Genomic DNA, 15,377 nt, shown 5'->3' with positions numbered 1-15,377 from the left:
CGCCAGCCTGCCGGACATGGTCGGGGTCGACGCGCCGAGCCTGCGCGCGGACCCGCGCGCGATCCTGCGCCACGCCGCGCCGGGCGAGGCGGAGCGGGTGCGCGAGGGGTTCGAGGCGGCCCGGCTGACCGGCGCCGCCTTCAGCTGCGCCTTCCGCCTCGATCACCCGCGCGGCGGCGCGCGGCAGCTGCTGCTCTCGGCCCAGCCCGCCGATCTCGGCGACGGGGTGACGGGCTGGTACGCCAACCTGCTCGACATCACCCGCCAGGCCGAGACCGAGGCCCGCGCCGCCCACGCGGCCGAGGAGGTGGCCGAGCTGAACCAGCGCCTCGCCATCCTCGCCGATTCCGCCCCCGCCGCCCTCTACGAATTCCGCGTGGACGAGGACGGGCGCGCCGAGTTCCCCTTCTTCACCGCCCGGATGCCCGAGCTGATGGGCCTGCGCCCCGAGGCCGTGTCGGCCGACGGCCGCTCGGTCTTCGACGCGGTGCATCCCGACGACCTGCCGAAGGTGGAGGCGGAGACCGAGCGCTCGCGCCTGACCATGCAGCGGTTCTCGCAGACCTTCCGCACCCGCGACGGCGAGCGGTGGCTGAGCGCGACCGCCCAGCCCGTGCGGCAGGAGGGCGGCGCGGTGCGCTGGTTCGGCTTCATGTTCGACGCGACCGAGCGGATCGAGGCCGAGCGCCGCGCGGCCGAGGCCGACGACGCCCTGCGCCGCGCCCATGCGCGCTTCCTGCTGATGGCCGAACACGCCCCGGGCGCGATCTTCGAGCTGCGCCTCGGCGAGGACGGGCGGCTGCGGTTCAAGTTCTTCAGCCCGCGGCTCGAGGAGCTCCTCGGCATCCCGCGCGACCGGCTGCGCCGCGCCGCCGGGGCCGCCTTCGACACCATCCCGCCCGGGGACCGCGCCGAGGTCGCCGCCGCCGTCGCCGCGGCGATGGAGGCCGGCGCCCCGACCGCGTTCCGCCACCGGGTGCTGCATCCCGCGCTGGGCGAGCGCTGGATTCACGTCTCGCTCAGCCCCAACGGGCGCGACGACGACGGCGTGATCGCCTATGGCAACGCCATCGACGTGACCGACGACATCCGCCGCGAGACCGAGCTGCGCGAGGCCCATGCCCTGGCCGAGCGGATGCGCCGCGAGAACGAGCGCCAGGCCCTGCATGACGGGCTGACCGGCCTGCCCAACCGCCGCAGCTATGACCGGGAGACCGAGCGCCGCGCCGCCGCCGGGGACCGGGCGGGGACGATCGTGCGCATCGATCTCGACTATTTCAAATCGGTCAATGACACGCTGGGGCACGAGGCCGGCGACGCCGTGCTGCAAAGGGTCGCCGACGTGCTGCGGGCCTGCCTCGGCCCCCGCGATTTCGCCGCGCGCATCGGCGGCGACGAATTCTCGCTGCTGCCTGACCCGGCGCGCGCGCTCGACGACGTCTGCGCGCTGATCGAGCGGGTGCGGACCGAGCTTGCGCCCCCCTTCTTCTTCGAGGGCCGCCAGTGCCGTTTCGGCGCCAGCTTCGGCATCGCGCGGACCGAGGACATGACGCGCGAGGCCGCCGACCTGCCGGTCTTCGCCGACGCCGCGCTCTACCGCGCCAAGGCGCTGGGTCGGAACCGGCTGGAGCTGTTCACCCCCGAGCTGCGCCGCGACATCCTCGAGGAACGGCAGCTGGCGGTGGAGCTGCACGAGGCGCTGGAGCGCGACGCGTTCGAGCCGTGGTTCCAGCCGCAGTTCTCGGCCCGCGACCACGGCCTTGTCGGGGTCGAGACGCTGCTGCGCTGGCGGCGCCCGGACGGTCGGGTGCTGACGCCCGAAAGCTTCATGCACGTGGCCGCCCAGCTGCGCATCGTGCCGGAGATCGACCGGATCATGATGCTCAAGGCCGGCGCGGCCCTGACCCGCTGGCGCGAGGCGGGCGTGACGGTGCCGAAGATCAGCTTCAACGTCAGCTCGGGCCGGATGCAGGACCCGGACGTGGTGGACCTGGCGAAGCAGGTCGCGGGCCAGGGCGTGCGGGTGACGTTCGAGCTGCTGGAATCGATCCTGGTGGAGGAGGAATCGGACGCCTTCCGCTTCCATCTCGACAAGGTGCGCGAGGCCGGGATCGAGATCGAGATCGACGATTTCGGCTCGGGCCACGCGTCCATCATCGGCCTGATGCAGATCGCGCCGACGGCGCTGAAGATCGACCGGCGGATCGTGACCCCGGTCGCGCGCGAGGCCCGGTCGCGCAAGCTGGTCCGCGCGATCGTGGAGATCGCCGAGACGCTGGGCATCGGCACGGTCGCCGAGGGGGTCGAGACGGCCGAGCAGGCGCGGATCCTTCGAGAGATGGGCTGCGACGTGCTGCAGGGCTTCCACTTCTCGCGTCCGCTGGACGAGGCGAAGCTGGCGGAAGCGGCCCGGGGCTGGCGGGTTCGCGCGGCCTGATCCCCGGCGTCCGCTCCCGGCCCCGCCCGGTCAAGTCCCCGGCCCCGGCCCGGAGCGGGAGGGGGAACATGCGTGCAATTGCTCTGACACCGGCGTCGATGGTGGTCGGCCGCGGCGCGCCCGGCGACGGGCATGGCCGCACCGTCGGCCATGCGCTCACGCTGCCGCCGAAAGAAGCCGCGCCCTGCCTTCGCGCCCGCCTCGACGCAATCCCCACACCGCCGATGCAGGAATACGACGAGCGCGACAGTGAAGGGCGTCTTGCCTCCCTGGCCAAGGCTCTGCGCCTCGACATCCGGCGCGTCCCCATCACGCCCGCGGGCCCCGGATCGCCCCGGGACGAAGACATCGCCGCCAAGCTGATTGCGGACGCCGCAGCGCCTGAAGCGCGGGGACAGGGGGGCGAGCATCCCCTGCACCCCTCTCAGGAACCGACACGGGGTCCAGGGCGCGCACAAATCGCATGATTCCCGCCCGGGCCTGCCCCGAGGCTCCAATGGGGGGCAAATCCCTGCCCGCCTGTGCGGGGACCGGCGCGGAGAAGGCACGTCACACCGCCGCTCATCCCCCACCGGCATCAACAGCCCGCGGCGTTCGAGGGGGACGATCGCGGGGGAACCATCCAGACAACAAAAAACCCCTTAAGGATCGACACCTTAAGGGGCTTTATGGCGGAGAGACAGGGATTCGAACCCTGGGTGGAGTCACCCCCACAACGGTTTTCGAGACCGCCCCGTTCGACCACTCCGGCACCTCTCCGCAGAAGGCTTCGTGGCCTGTGGCGCGTCATGTATCGTCGTGCCGCGCGGCTTGCAACCCCGTTTTCGACCCGAGGCGCGGAAGGCGCCGAGAAACCGCGCCTCCCCCGCCCCGGCAGGACCTCAGCCCTTGCCGATCATCGTGCCGCCGCCATGCACCGTGAACAGCTCCAGCAGCACCGCGTGCGGGGCCCGGCCGTCCAGGATCACCACCGCGCCGCAGCCCTTCTCGATCGCCGAGAGCGCGGTCTGCGTCTTGGGGATCATCCCGCCCGCGATCACGCCGTCCTCGGTCATCTTGCGCACGTCCTCGGCCGACAGCTTGGTGACCACGTCGCCCGAGGCGTCCTTGACGCCCGAGACGTCGGTCAGCAGCAGCAGGCGGTCCGCCTTCAGCGCGCCCGCGATGGCGCCCGCGGCGGTGTCGCCGTTGACGTTGTAGGTCTCGCCGTTGCGGCCCACGCCGACGGGGGCGATGACGGGGATGTAGTCGTTCTGCGCGAAGGCCTGCAGCACGCCCGGGTTCACCTCCACCGGCTCGCCGACGAAGCCGAGGTCGAGCGCCTTCTCGATGTTCGAATCCGGGTCCTTGTGAGTCTTCAGCGCCTTCTCGCAGACCAGCAGGTTGGCGTCCTTGCCCGACAGGCCCACGGCCTTGCCGCCCTGCCCGTTGATGGCCTGGACGATGGCCTTGTTGATGCGGCCCGCGAGGACCATTTCCACGACCTCGACCGTCGCCTCGTCCGTGACGCGCAGGCCCTGCACGAACTCGGATTCGATGGCGAGACGCTTGAGCATCTGCTGGATCTGCGGCCCGCCGCCGTGGACGACCACGGGATGCACGTTGCACTGCTTCATCAGCACGATGTCGCGGGCGAAGCGGCGCATCGCGTCGTCGTCGCCCATGGCGTGGCCGCCGAATTTCACCACCACGGTCGCGCCGTCATATCGCTGGAGATAGGGCAGCGCTTCGGAGAGGGTGCGGGCGGTGGCGATCCAGTCGCGTTTCATGGCGGCGGATTTCTCCATGGGAACAGACCTTCTGAAAGGACGGGCGGGTTCGCTGAAGTCTTACCCCGCGCGGGGGGCGGAGGAAAGCGCGCCGCGCCGCGCGCCCGTGCGGCGGCCCGCGCCGCCCCCCTCCCGGCGCCGCCATGCGGCACGCCGTTCCGCGGCGCTTGACCGCGGACGCCCGCCCGGTTTCTGATCCTCGCCATGACAACGCCCGCATCCCCCCCGCGCCTGTTCTACGGCTGGATCGTCGTCGCCGTGGCCTTCGCGACCATGGGGGTCGCCATCACCGCCCGCACCGGGCTGTCGCTTCTGTACCCCGAGCTGATCGACGAATTCGGCTGGTCCTCGGGCGCCGCGGCGGGGGCGATCGGGGCGGGGTTCTTCGTCTCCACCGCCATCCTGCCGGCCGTCGGCTGGATGATGGACCGCTACGGCCCGCGCCTGACGCTGCCCGTGGGGGCCTGCCTCGTGGCCGCGGGCTACGTGCTGCTGACGACCGCCGACAGCCTGCCGGCGCTCTATGTCGCGGTGGGCGGCTTCGCGGTCACCGGGTCCATGGCGATGAGCTACATCGCCCATTCCATGTTCCTGCCCAACTGGTTCGTGCGCCGCCGCGGGCTGGCGGTGGGGCTGGCGTTCTCGGGCGTCGGGGTGGCGGGGATCGGCCTCTTGCCGCTGATGCAGTGGGGGATCGACACCTATGGCTGGCGCGACGCGGCGCTGGCCATGGCGGCGCTGATCGTGGCGGTCATCGTGCCGATCAACGCGATCTTCCAGCGCCGGAGCCCGCAGGAGATGGGGCTGCAGCCCGACGGCGACCCCGCGCCCCTGCCCGGCGCCGCCCCCGCCGACGACCTGGTGGTGGACCGCGCCTGGGCCGAGACGGAGTGGACCCTGCGCCTTGCGATGCGCACCACCCGGTTCTGGTGCGCCTCGGGCGGGTTCTTCCTGGGCCTGTTCATCTGGTACGGCATCCAGATGCACCAGACGCGGTTCCTGGTCGACGCGGGCCTGGCGCCGGAGCGCGCCGCCACGGCGCTCGGCCTCGTCGCCTTCTGCGGCATCTTCGGGCAGATCGGCGTCGGCGCGCTGTCGGACCGGATCGGGCGCGAGCCGTGCTGGGGGATCGCCGGGGCAGGCTTCGCCATCGCCTCGGCCGCCTTCCTCGGCTTCGCCGAGACGGGGGACGAGCGGCTGGTCTGGCTCGCCGTCGCGGCGCAGGGGCTGATGGGCTACGGGCTGGCCTCGATCTTCGGGGCGGTGGCGACCGAGCTCTTCGCCGGGCCGCGCCTCGCCTCTATCTTCGCGGCGATCAGCGTGTTCGGCAATTTCGGCGGCGGCGCGGGGGCCTGGGCGATGGGCGCGCTGCATGACCTGACCGGGGATTACCGGGCGGGCTTCGCGCTGTGCATCGTCGCCTCGATCGGCTCGGCCGTCCTGATCTGGGCCGCGGGGCCGGGCAAGGTGCGCCGCGTGGCGGGGCGGCGGCGGGCCTGAAACCGGCCCGATCCATCGCCGTTAACGGCGCGGAAGGCGATTCGCCCCTATCCCGACGCATCTGCGGCCTGTGCGGAGGGATGGACGGTCCCCCCGCGGCGGGCCTCACCGAGTGCGGAACGGAAGGGACGGACCCATGGCGGCCAGCGCGGTGCAGTCGATCGACACGAGCGGCGCGCGGGCGCGTCCCCCGGCGCCGGGCATGGACGGCGCGCCGCCTGGCGAAGCGCCCGACACGGCGCCGGCGCGGGCGAAACCGCTGCGCCAGTTCCTGCGCACCGTCACCCCTACCGGCCGCGCCCGCCCGTTCGAACGCTCCGAGATCATCGTCTCCAAGACCGATCCCAAGGGGATCATCACCTACGCCAACGACGTGTTCCTGCGCGTCGCCCAGATGGAGGAGGAGACCGCCCTCGGCGCCCCCCATTCCATCGTCCGCCATCCCGACATGCCGCGCTGCGTCTTCAAGCTCCTCTGGGACCGAGTCTCGGCGGGGGAGGAGATCTTCGCCTACGTCCTCAACCTCGCCAGCTCCGGCGACCATTACTGGGTGCTCGCGCACGTGACCCCCAGCTGGGGGCCGGACGGGAAGATCGTCGGCTACCATTCTTCGCGCCGCGCGCCGCGCGACAACGCGGTGGAGGTCGCCGCCGGGCTCTACAGGCAGCTCAAGGCGGTCGAGGACGCGGCGGGCGGCAAGGCCGACGGCATGGCCCGCGGGGCCGCCGCGCTGGGCGATTTCCTGAAAGAAAAGGGGCTGAGCTACGATGAGCTCGTCTTCTCTCTCTGACGCCGCCCCCCGCGTCGGGGCGGCGCTCGGGGCCCTCGCCCTCGCCGCGCTCGCCGCCGCCGGGGCCATGGGCCAGGCCGCGCCCTGGATCGCGCCCGCCATCGGCGCGCTGATCTGCGCCCTCGCCGCCCTCGCCCCCCGCGCCCGCGCCGCCGAAACCCCGGCCGAGCAGGCCGAGCGGGCCGAGCGCCGGGAGGGCCGCCGCGTCATGGACCGGGAGATCGACCGCATCGCCGCGGTGCTCGACGCCGCCGCGAAGGGCGATCTCGAGGCGCGGCTGGCCCCCCTGCCCCGGGACGCCCACGCGCGGGAGATGGCGCTGAACCTCAACCGCACGCTCGACATCGCCGACGCCTTCGTGCGCGAGGTCGGCGGCACCCTGACCGCGGTGGCGCGGGCCGAGCATCACCGCCGCCTGCTGCCGCACGGCTTCAAGGGCGATTTCGCCCGCGTCGCCGCACAGGTCAACGACGCCACCATCCAGATGAGCGACCGCGTCGCCCATTTCACCGAGCTGACGGCGCAGTTCGAGGCCCGCGTCGTGGCGGTGTCCGAGGCGGTGACCTCCTCGGCCGCGCGGCTCGAGGACACCGCGCGGGGGGTGTCGAACACGGTCGAGCGGGCGCAGAACGGCGCCCGCGCCATCGACGGCTCGGCCGAGGCCGCGCGCGGCAACGTCGAATCCGTGGCCGTCTCGGCGCAGGAGATGGACGGGGCGATGGCCGCCGTCTCGGGACGCGCCGACCGCAGCGCGGGGATGGCCGACAAGGCGGTGGCCGAGACCCGCGCCGCCGCGCAGGCGGTCGAATCCCTCTCCGCCGCCGCCACCCGCATCGACGAGGTGGTGCAGATGATCAAGGGCGTGTCGGACTACACCAAGCTGCTCGCCGTCAACGCCAGCGTCGAGGCGGCGCGCGCCGGCGACGCGGGCAAGGGCTTCGCGGTGGTCGCGGCCGAGGTGCAGGCCCTCGCCACCCAGTCCGCCGACGCGACGCGCGAGGCGGCGGACCAGATCAAGGCGGTGCAGACCGGGGTGCAGTCCGCGGCCTCGGCGATGACCTCGGTCTCGGCCACCATCGACGCGCTGGCCGAGACGGCCAAGGCCACGACCCAGGCGGTGAACGGCCAGCGGGAGGAGATCCGCGGCGTCGCCGCCAACATGGACGACGCCGCCCGCAGCTCGCGCGATGTCGCCGGGCACGTGCGCGACGTCTCGGGCGCCATCACCGCGACGGAGCAGGCCGCGCGCGAGGTGCTGGCCGCGGCCCACCAGCTCAACGAACAGGCGGCCGACCTGCGGATGGAGCTCGAGACCTACCTCGCCGCCGCCAAGGCGGCCTGAACCGGCCGCCGCGCCAGCGATGCCGCGCTGCAGCGGCGAAGCGCTTGCCCGCCGTCATATATCTGTCATCATGAATTCACGAATGCGGGCCGACGCCCGCAACGTCAGACCACAGGACTTGCCGACCGCCGTATTTCCCCGCCGCTGAAAGGACCCGCCATGGCCCGCATTCTCGCCGCCGCGCTCGCGCTCGCCCTCGTTTCGACGGCGGGGCCCCTACCGGCCCAGGAGCGGCCGCGGGACATGACGGCGGAGCTCGACTCCAACGGCCACGCGCAGACCTGCAAGCATTTCGCCAACCGCGCCCGGTTCCGCCACCTCGCCCCCGCGCATCTCGTCGCCGCGGCCGAGGCCTGCCCCGAGGCGCTGGCACGCGCGGGCGAGCCCGCCGCCGACGCGCTGCTGGACGGGCTGACGCGGCTGCGCCTCACGGTGCGGGAGATGAACACCACCCGCCTCTACGGCCGCCCCGACCCGGGGCCGCGCGCCTTCCCGGTGGCGGCCGCCAACGGCGCCTGGGCCGCCGCCTCGGCCCCCGGCCGCCCGGTCTCGCGCAGCGGCGAGTACCTGATCGCGCGGGAAATGGGCGTCCTCGCCGCCCTGCGCGCCTGGCGCGCCGTCGACTGACCCAAGCCGACTGACCCCAGCCGACTGAGCCCAGCCGACCACCCCGCGCAGGCTGGGGTCCGCCCGAGGCCTGACCGGCGGCACAGACCCCGCCACGGCCGGGCCCCGCCGCCCCGCGCGCCGCCCGGCCAGGGGCCGCCGCGCGCCCGCGCCGCCCCCCGCCCGTCCGCCGCGCCATGCGCGCCGCGTCCCCGGCGCGCCCTTGCGCCGCCGCGGCGCCCGCGCCGACTGCAAGGCGCCCCCCGGCGTGATCCCCGCGGCGGGCCCCATGGCAGGCCCCGCGGCGTAGAGGCCCACGGAATCCCCTTGACCTCGCCCCCCCGCCCCTGTTCAACGCCAGCGTCCCGAACCCTGTCCGGAGCTTCCGATGGATGAGCAAAAAAACCTGATCTTCGCCGCCGGCCTCAGCCTCCTGGTGGTCGTGGTCTGGTTCTTCCTGTTCCCGCCCCAGGAGCCGCCCGCGCCCCAGCAGCAGGCCGCCGTCGAACAGGGCGCCGCCCCGTCCACCGGCGCCGCGCCGCAGATGCAGGCCGCGGACGCCGCCGCGCCGGTCACCCGCGCCGACGCCCTGGCCCGCTCCTCGCGCGTCGAGATCAGCACCCCCCGCCTCTCCGGCTCCATCGCCCTCAAGGGCGGGCGGATCGATGATCTGCACCTGCTGGACTACAAGACCTCGCTCGACGAGGACGCGGACACGGTCACGCTGCTCTCGCCCATCGGCGCCCAGCACCCGTTCTACGCCGTCTACGGCTGGCTTCCGACCGCCGAGACCCCGGTCAAGACCCCCGGCCCGAACACCGAGTGGTCGCTGGCCTCCGGCGGGACCCTCGGCGTCGACGCGCCCGTGACGCTGGAATGGGACAACGGCGAAGGCCAGGTGTTCCAGCGCCAGGTCTCGGTCGATGAGAACTACATGTTCACCATCCGCCAGACCGTGCAGAACAACGCCGAGGCGGCGATCACCCTCGCGCCCTACGGCTATGTCGCCCGCCGCGGCGACCCGGACACGGTGAACTTCTACATCCTGCACGAAGGCGCGGTGGGCAAGTTCGACGGCACCCTGCACGAATTCGACTACGACGACATGCAGGACTTCGACGGCGTCGGCGGCCCGGGCGAGCGCCAGCAGGCGGTCGCCGCCAACGAATCCGGCTGGCTCGGCTTCACCGACAAGTACTGGATGGCGACCCTCGTGCCCGATCCGGGCCAGCGCTTCGACGGCGTGTTCAAATACGCCCAGCTCGGCCAGTCCCACGAATACCGCACCGAGATGCGCATGCCCCCGGTGCAGGTCGCGGCCGGCGCCTCGGCGACCTCCTCGACCCATCTCTTCGCCGGCGCGAAGGAACTGCCGACGGTCGACGCCTATGCCGACAGCATCGCGCCGGGCTTCGACGACTCGATCGACTGGGGCTGGTTCTTCTTCCTGACCAAGCCCATCGCCCACGTGCTCGTCTGGCTCAACGGCCTGATCGGCAACATGGGCGTGTCGATCATCGTCCTGACCTTCCTGATCAAGGCCGCGCTCTTCCCGCTCGCCTACAAGTCCTACGTCTCCATGTCGAAGATGAAGAAGCTCCAGCCGGAGATGGAGAAGATCAAGGAGCGCTGCGGCGACGACAAGGTGAAACTGCAGCAGGAGATGATGGCCCTCTACAAGAAAGAGAAAGCCAACCCGGCGGCGGGCTGCCTGCCGATCCTGCCGCAGATCCCGATCTTCTTCTCGCTCTACAAGGTGCTGTTCGTCACGATCGAGATGCGGCACGCGCCGTTCTTCGGCTGGATCCAGGACCTCTCGGCCCCGGACCCGTCCTCGATCCTCAACCTGTTCGGCCTGCTGCCCTTCGATGCGCCGGACCCGTCGAGCTTCCTCGCGATCTTCTCGCTCGGCGTGTTCCCGATCCTGCTCGGCATCTCGATGTGGGCGCAGCAGAAGCTGAACCCGGCCCCGACCGACGCCACGCAGGCGACGATCATGGCGTGGATGCCCTGGGTGTTCATGTTCATGCTCGGCCAGTTCGCCTCGGGCCTCGTGATCTACTGGGTCGCGAACAACACCATCACCTTCCTGCAGCAGTACCTGATCATGCGCTCCCAGGGGGTGGAGGTGGACTTCTTCGGCAACGTGAAGAAGAGCTTCAAGCGAAAGCCCAAGGCCGACGCCAAGGGCTGACCGCCCTGCCCCGCATGAAAAAAGCGCCCCGGCCGGAAACGGCCGGGGCGCTTCGCTTTCCGGGCGCCGCCTGCGCGGATCAGCGGCCGAACTTGCCCTGGAAGGTGGCCTTGCCGAGGGCGGTGGCGTTGATCATGAAGCCGTGGACCGCCTTCGACGCCCCCTCGGGCACGTCCAGCTTTTCGGAGGGCAGCGCGTAGAGGGTGAAGTCATAGCGGTGCGCCGCGTCCCCCTCGGGCGGGCACGGGCCGCCCCAGGCGGCGGCGTAGTCGTTGACCAGCATCCGCGCGCCGCCGGGCAGGCCGTCGCCCCCCCCCGCGGCCCCGGCGCCCTTCGGCAGCTCCGACACCCCGGCCGGAATGTCGAGCACGATCCAGTGCCAGAACCCCGCCCCGCCGGTCGGCGCGTCGGGGTCATGCACCATCAGCGCGAAGCTCTGCGTGCCCTCGGGCGGATCGGTCCAGGCCAGGGCGGGCGAGACATTGGCGCCGGTGCAGCCGGAGCCGTCGAACACCTGCTCCATCGCCACGGTCGCGCCCGGCGCGATGTCGGGGCTGGAGAGGTCGAACGCCGCGGCGGGCGCCGCCGCCGCGGCGGCGAGCCCGACGACCAGAAATGCAGATCTGAACCTGAGATGAGTCCTCGAATTTTGAATACTTGAGCAGGGCGTCGGTGTACGTCCTGACGACTCGGTTAATACACGAGATTTAAGGTGATTCTGGGGCGAAGCCTTCCCTAACGTCACGGTTTCAACGGGAAATCTTTTCCACGCCGCGGGGCACGCCGCGGTTGACCGCGCCCCCACGCATCGGTCCTGATGGAGACCGGCCGCGCAGAACGCTGTTTCGCAAAAGCGTCATCCCCCGCGGCCCCGACAGGAGGTAACACCCATGCTTCGCATCGCCGCCCTCGCGGCCGCGGCCCTTATCGCCGCCCCGGCCCTGGCCGAGAACCGCATCGACCTGACCCGCCCCGACGCGCCCGAGCTGGCCGCCTACGGCCCCCACGCCGTGGCCCAGCGCACGCTGAGCGTCACCGACCCGGGCCGCCTCGACGTGCTGAACGTCAAGGACGGCGCCCGCCCCACCTATGACCGCACGCTGGCGCTGGAGGTCTGGCACCCCACCGCGGCGAAGATGGCCCCGACGCCCTACGAGGTCACGCTGCGCGACGGCGAGACCACGGCGATGATCGTGGGCAAGGCGCAGCGCGACGCGCCGCCGGACATGTCGGGCGCGCCCTACCCGCTGGTCATCATCTCGCACGGCTACCCGGGCAACCGCTTCCTGATGGGGCATCTCGGCGAACAGCTCGCGTCCCGCGGCTATGTCGCCGTGTCCATCGACCATACCGACAGCACCTATTCCGACCAGGCCGCCTTCGGCTCCACCCTCTACAACCGCCCGCTCGACCAGATGTTCGTGCTCGACGCCGTGGCGAAGATGGCCGGGGCGGGCGGGCCGCTCGAGGGGCTGGTGGATGCGTCCAATGCCGGGCTGATCGGCTATTCCATGGGCGGCTACGGGGCCGTCATCTCCTCGGGCGCCGGGATCACCCAGGCGGGCGTGGACCTGGTGTTCGGCGCCCCCGAGGGGATCCTCTCGCGCCACATGACCGGCGCGGAAGAGCACGAGGCGCTGATCGATGAGCGCCTGAAGGCCGTGATCGCCATCGGCCCCTGGGGGATGGAGCTTGGCCATTACGGCCAGACCGGGCGCTTCTGGGACGCGGAGGGGCTGGCGGGGATCCGCAAGCCGATCCTGTTCATGGCCGGCTCCGCCGACGCCACCTCGATCTACGAGACCGGCATCAAGGCGATCTACGACGGCGCCGTGAACGCGCCGTATCGCGGCATGGTGGTGTTCGAGAACGCCGGCCACAACGCCGCCGCCCCGATGCCCGCCCCGGAGGAGAGCTGGGCGATGTCCGAGAAGCTCGGCTGGGCGCCCTTCGCCCATTACGCCGACGCGGTCTGGGACACTGTGCGCATGAACGACATCGCCCAGCACTTCGCGACCGCCTTCATGGACCTGCACCTGAAGGGCGACGCCGACAAGGCCGCCTATCTCGACCTGGTCGAGGACGGCGGCGCCGCGACCTGGGCGAAGGAGAAGGACGGGACCCCGAAGGAGGGGCACACCTACTGGACCGGCTTCGCCAAGGACACGGCCAACGGCCTGCTGTTCCTGACCGACCGCGAGTGACGCGGGCCTGACGCGACGGCGAGGCGGCGGGCGCCGCCGCCTCGCATCCCGGGCCGATCCGGGCTATGGAAGGGCCGAGACGCCACCCGCGCCCCGGAGCCCGCTTCCATGACCATCCTCAACGCCATTTTCCGCCACCCGGTGAAGGCCGTGGGCGGCGAGAGCCTGCCCTCGGCGACGCTGGCGGCGGGCGAGACGCTGCCGGGCGACCGCCGCTTCGCCGTGCTGCACGACCACTCGCGGCTCGAGGCGGACAGGGAGGGCTGGGCCCGCTGCACCACCTTCCTGCGCGGCGCCGCGATCCCGTCCCTGATGGCGGTGACCAGCCGCGGCGCACCGGGCGGCGCCATCACCTTCCAGCACCCGGACCTCGCGCCCCTGTCGGTCGATCTCGACACGGCGGAGGGCGAGGCGGCGTTCCTGGCGTGGATGGACCCGCTGGTCCCCGCGGGGGCGCCCCGCCCCGCCGCGCTCCACCGCGCGGATCGCGGGATCACCGACAGCCGCGACAAGGGCATGGTGACGGTGATGTCGGACGCGTCGCTGGCCGCGCTCGGCGCCGCGATGGGGCTGGCGATGGACCGGGGCCGGTTCCGCGGCAACCTGTGGATCGGCGGCCTGCCCGCGTGGCGGGAGATGGCGCTCGCGGGCGCCCGCCTGAGCATCGGCGGCGCGGTGCTGGCGCTGCACGGGCCGGTGGAGCGGTGCTCGGCCACCCTCGCCAACCCCGCCACGGGGCGGCGCGACGCGGACGTGCTGCGGGGGCTCGAAAAAGCCACCGGCGCGATCGATTTCGGCATGAAGGCCACGGTGCTGGAGGCGGGCCAGATCCGCGCCGGCGACGCGGTGGAAATCCTCTGAGAAGGGCGAAGCGATGAAGATGCAGTTCCAGGTGAACGCCCCCGTGGACCCCGAGCTCGAGGAGCGCGGCCGCAAGCTGTTCGCGGGCGAGGTCGACTTCCTGAAGGGCGTGGTGGCGATGGACGGGCTGCCGCCGGGGGACCGGCCGGAGTTCTGCTTCGCCGGGCGCTCGAACGTGGGCAAGTCCTCGATCATCAACGCGGTGACCGGGCGCAAGGCGCTGGCGCGGACCTCCAACACCCCGGGCCGGACGCAGGAGATCAACTTCTTCGACCTCGCCGGCAAGGCCTGGCTGGTGGACGTCCCCGGCTACGGCTTCGCCGAGGCGCCGGTGGACGTGGTGCGCAAGTGGCAGACCCTGCTGAAGACCTACCTCTCGGGCCGCCAGAACCTGCGCCGGGTCTTCGTGCTGGTCGATGCGCGCCACGGGATCAAGCCGGTGGACCACGAGATCATGGAGCTTCTCGACCGCGCGGCCGTCAGCTTCCAGTGCGTGCTGACCAAGGCGGACAAGGTGAAGGGCGGCGCGCTCGACAAGGTGCTGGGCCAGGTGCAGACCGAGCTGGGCAAGCACGTGACGGCCTACCCGGAGATCCTGGTGACCTCCTCGGCCCGGGGCGACGGGCTTGAGCTTCTGCGCGCCGCGGCGGCGAGCCTGCTGGAGAGCTGAGCGGCGGGGGCGGCGCCCCTTCCCCGGCCCCGAAATGCAAACCGCCCGCGCCGGGATCCCGGCGCGGGCGGTTTTCGCTTGCGCGGCGCGGCCCCGAGGGGCCGGACCGTCAGGCCCTGGTCGCGGCGCGGCGGCGGCGCAGGAAGGCCAGGCCGCCCAGCGCGGTCAGCAGCATCGGGGCCGCGGCCGGAACCGGGACCTCGGTGACGCGCAGGTAGAGCTGGACGCTGTGGATGTGCATCTTGACCGAGGAGGACAGCTCCGACGCCAGGATGGTCGACACGTTGCCGGTCAGCAGCGAGGTGTTGAGCTGGTAGATCGCCCAGGACTGCGCGGTGCCCGCGGTGTTCGAGGCGAGCAGCACGATGGCCGCCTCGGTCGCGTCGCCGATCGAGGAGACGTCGTAGACGCCGATGTCGCTGGCGCTGGCGGCGAGCACGTCGACCTCGAAGGTCGCGTCGACCGCGCCGTAGGCCGACCAGGTCAGCGTGTTCGGGCCGTCGGGCAGGCGGTTGCCGGACTCGGGCGCCAGTTCGGCAACCAGGTCCCAGTCCCTGAAGCCGGCGAAGCCGCCATTGCCGTTGACCAGCGCCTCGTTGCCGGTGTCGTCGCCGACCACGATCATCGGGTCGCTCTGACCCGCGTCGTCCACCCAGACGCCGGCGCAGTCGATGGAGTTGGAGATGCCGTGTTCATAACCCGGCGTCGGACCGAACGAGCACGCCCCGGCGCCCGTACCTTCGCCGATCGGAACGGCGGAGGCGCCGTCGGCGCCGCCGATCAGGATCGCGGCGGAGAGCGCGGCCGAAGCGGCGAGCCAGGAGAGCGATTTCATGTTCCGGTACCCCATCTAAATCAGTCGGGCGCGCTGTCTTCCGCCAGGACACGTGGAGGACGCTGCGCCAAGAATCTTCATATCGCACACGCACAAATGTTCGCGTCTTTTTAGGGAAAAATCAAGCACGTTGGCGGAGCGCAGCCAATGGTTTAACCCTGATCGCGCG

13 protein-coding genes and 1 tRNA gene are annotated in these 15,377 nt (G+C 71.9%); 10 read left to right on the top strand and 4 right to left on the bottom strand.

Annotated elements, in window-relative coordinates; translation table 11 throughout:
- The first annotated feature begins 16 nt into the window (after positions 1–16).
- Positions 17–2,437 carry an EAL domain-containing protein gene (locus tag ACQ5SO_RS02330; RefSeq protein WP_430939956.1) on the top strand — a complete coding sequence of 807 codons (2,421 nt, stop codon included), beginning with the start codon at positions 17–19 and terminating at the stop codon, positions 2,435–2,437.
- A gap of 68 nt (positions 2,438–2,505) precedes the next feature.
- A complete protein-coding gene (locus tag ACQ5SO_RS02325) occupies positions 2,506–2,904 on the top strand; it encodes a hypothetical protein (RefSeq protein WP_430939955.1) in 399 nt (132 codons plus the stop codon).
- A gap of 202 nt (positions 2,905–3,106) precedes the next feature.
- Here the strand turns inward: ACQ5SO_RS02325 and ACQ5SO_RS02320 are convergent.
- Both ACQ5SO_RS02320 and argB read right to left on the bottom strand, forming a co-directional pair.
- Positions 3,107–3,196: transfer RNA gene (locus ACQ5SO_RS02320), tRNA-Ser, on the bottom strand.
- Positions 3,197–3,318: 122 nt separating this feature from the next.
- The gene (gene argB / locus ACQ5SO_RS02315; protein ID WP_430939954.1) at positions 3,319–4,224 is read right to left on the bottom strand and encodes an acetylglutamate kinase; all 906 of its coding nucleotides are present in this window, start codon (positions 4,222–4,224) and stop codon (positions 3,319–3,321) included.
- Positions 4,225–4,410: 186 nt separating this feature from the next.
- On the opposite strand from argB, the gene ACQ5SO_RS02310 reads away from it, so the two are divergent.
- From ACQ5SO_RS02310 to yidC, 5 genes are all read left to right on the top strand, one after another.
- Positions 4,411–5,706, top strand: a complete 1,296-nt coding sequence (locus ACQ5SO_RS02310) for an MFS transporter (protein WP_430939953.1) — start codon at positions 4,411–4,413, stop codon at positions 5,704–5,706.
- A 136-nt stretch (positions 5,707–5,842) separates the two neighbouring features.
- Entirely contained in the window at positions 5,843–6,496 is a 654-nt protein-coding gene (locus tag ACQ5SO_RS02305) for a PAS domain-containing protein (RefSeq protein ID WP_430939952.1), read from the top strand.
- On the top strand, positions 6,474–7,838 hold the full coding sequence (locus tag ACQ5SO_RS02300; protein ID WP_430939951.1) for a methyl-accepting chemotaxis protein: 1,365 nt from the start codon (positions 6,474–6,476) through the stop codon (positions 7,836–7,838). Before ACQ5SO_RS02305 ends, ACQ5SO_RS02300 begins: the two co-directional genes overlap by 23 nt.
- Before the next feature lie 159 nt (positions 7,839–7,997).
- Positions 7,998–8,465, top strand: coding sequence for a hypothetical protein (locus ACQ5SO_RS02295; protein ID WP_430939950.1), 468 nt, complete (start codon positions 7,998–8,000; stop codon positions 8,463–8,465).
- Positions 8,466–8,832: 367 nt separating this feature from the next.
- A complete protein-coding gene (gene yidC, locus ACQ5SO_RS02290) occupies positions 8,833–10,638 on the top strand; it encodes a membrane protein insertase YidC (protein ID WP_430939949.1) in 1,806 nt (601 codons plus the stop codon).
- Positions 10,639–10,717: 79 nt separating this feature from the next.
- Here the strand turns inward: yidC and ACQ5SO_RS02285 are convergent, their stop codons facing one another.
- The gene (locus tag ACQ5SO_RS02285) at positions 10,718–11,161 is read right to left on the bottom strand and encodes a YbhB/YbcL family Raf kinase inhibitor-like protein (RefSeq protein WP_430940052.1); all 444 of its coding nucleotides are present in this window, start codon (positions 11,159–11,161) and stop codon (positions 10,718–10,720) included.
- A 367-nt stretch (positions 11,162–11,528) separates the two neighbouring features.
- Between ACQ5SO_RS02285 and ACQ5SO_RS02280 the strand changes: the two genes are divergently transcribed.
- From ACQ5SO_RS02280 to yihA, 3 genes are all read left to right on the top strand, one after another.
- Entirely contained in the window at positions 11,529–12,842 is a 1,314-nt protein-coding gene (locus ACQ5SO_RS02280) for an alpha/beta hydrolase family protein (protein WP_430939948.1), read from the top strand.
- A 108-nt stretch (positions 12,843–12,950) separates the two neighbouring features.
- Positions 12,951–13,703, top strand: a complete 753-nt coding sequence (locus ACQ5SO_RS02275) for an MOSC domain-containing protein (protein ID WP_430939947.1) — start codon at positions 12,951–12,953, stop codon at positions 13,701–13,703.
- Positions 13,704–13,716: 13 nt separating this feature from the next.
- Positions 13,717–14,373 (top strand): ribosome biogenesis GTP-binding protein YihA/YsxC, encoded by a 657-nt coding sequence (gene yihA / locus ACQ5SO_RS02270; protein ID WP_430939946.1) that lies wholly within the window; start codon positions 13,717–13,719, stop codon positions 14,371–14,373.
- Positions 14,374–14,482: 109 nt separating this feature from the next.
- On the opposite strand, the gene ACQ5SO_RS02265 is transcribed toward yihA, so the two are convergent.
- A complete protein-coding gene (locus tag ACQ5SO_RS02265) occupies positions 14,483–15,208 on the bottom strand; it encodes a VPLPA-CTERM sorting domain-containing protein (RefSeq protein WP_430939945.1) in 726 nt (241 codons plus the stop codon).
- Positions 15,209–15,377 lie beyond the last annotated feature (169 nt).

Source organism: Rhodovulum sp. DZ06 (assembly GCF_050586345.1).
Lineage (GTDB): Bacteria > Pseudomonadota > Alphaproteobacteria > Rhodobacterales > Rhodobacteraceae > JBOCEF01.
The sequence above is the reverse complement of the archived record's forward strand: the minus strand, read 5'-3'. Positions and strand labels throughout refer to the sequence as shown.

Excerpts from the sequence above, each read along its gene's own strand:
- ACQ5SO_RS02280 (WP_430939948.1), top strand. The coding sequence starts at position 11,529 with ATGCTTCGCATCGCCGCCCTCGCGGCCGCGGCCCTTATCGCCGCCCCG.
- ACQ5SO_RS02295 (WP_430939950.1), top strand. The coding sequence starts at position 7,998 with ATGGCCCGCATTCTCGCCGCCGCGCTCGCGCTCGCCCTCGTTTCGACG.
- ACQ5SO_RS02325 (WP_430939955.1), top strand. The coding sequence starts at position 2,506 with ATGCGTGCAATTGCTCTGACACCGGCGTCGATGGTGGTCGGCCGCGGC.
- ACQ5SO_RS02285 (WP_430940052.1), bottom strand. The coding sequence starts at position 11,161 with ATGGAGCAGGTGTTCGACGGCTCCGGCTGCACCGGCGCCAATGTCTCG.
- ACQ5SO_RS02310 (WP_430939953.1), top strand. The coding sequence starts at position 4,411 with ATGACAACGCCCGCATCCCCCCCGCGCCTGTTCTACGGCTGGATCGTC.
- yidC (WP_430939949.1), top strand. The coding sequence starts at position 8,833 with ATGGATGAGCAAAAAAACCTGATCTTCGCCGCCGGCCTCAGCCTCCTG.
- ACQ5SO_RS02275 (WP_430939947.1), top strand. The coding sequence starts at position 12,951 with ATGACCATCCTCAACGCCATTTTCCGCCACCCGGTGAAGGCCGTGGGC.
- yihA (WP_430939946.1), top strand. The coding sequence starts at position 13,717 with ATGAAGATGCAGTTCCAGGTGAACGCCCCCGTGGACCCCGAGCTCGAG.
- ACQ5SO_RS02330 (WP_430939956.1), top strand. The coding sequence starts at position 17 with ATGGTCGGGGTCGACGCGCCGAGCCTGCGCGCGGACCCGCGCGCGATC.
- ACQ5SO_RS02305 (WP_430939952.1), top strand. The coding sequence starts at position 5,843 with ATGGCGGCCAGCGCGGTGCAGTCGATCGACACGAGCGGCGCGCGGGCG.
- ACQ5SO_RS02300 (WP_430939951.1), top strand. The coding sequence starts at position 6,474 with ATGAGCTCGTCTTCTCTCTCTGACGCCGCCCCCCGCGTCGGGGCGGCG.
- ACQ5SO_RS02265 (WP_430939945.1), bottom strand. The coding sequence starts at position 15,208 with ATGAAATCGCTCTCCTGGCTCGCCGCTTCGGCCGCGCTCTCCGCCGCG.
- argB (WP_430939954.1), bottom strand. The coding sequence starts at position 4,224 with ATGGAGAAATCCGCCGCCATGAAACGCGACTGGATCGCCACCGCCCGC.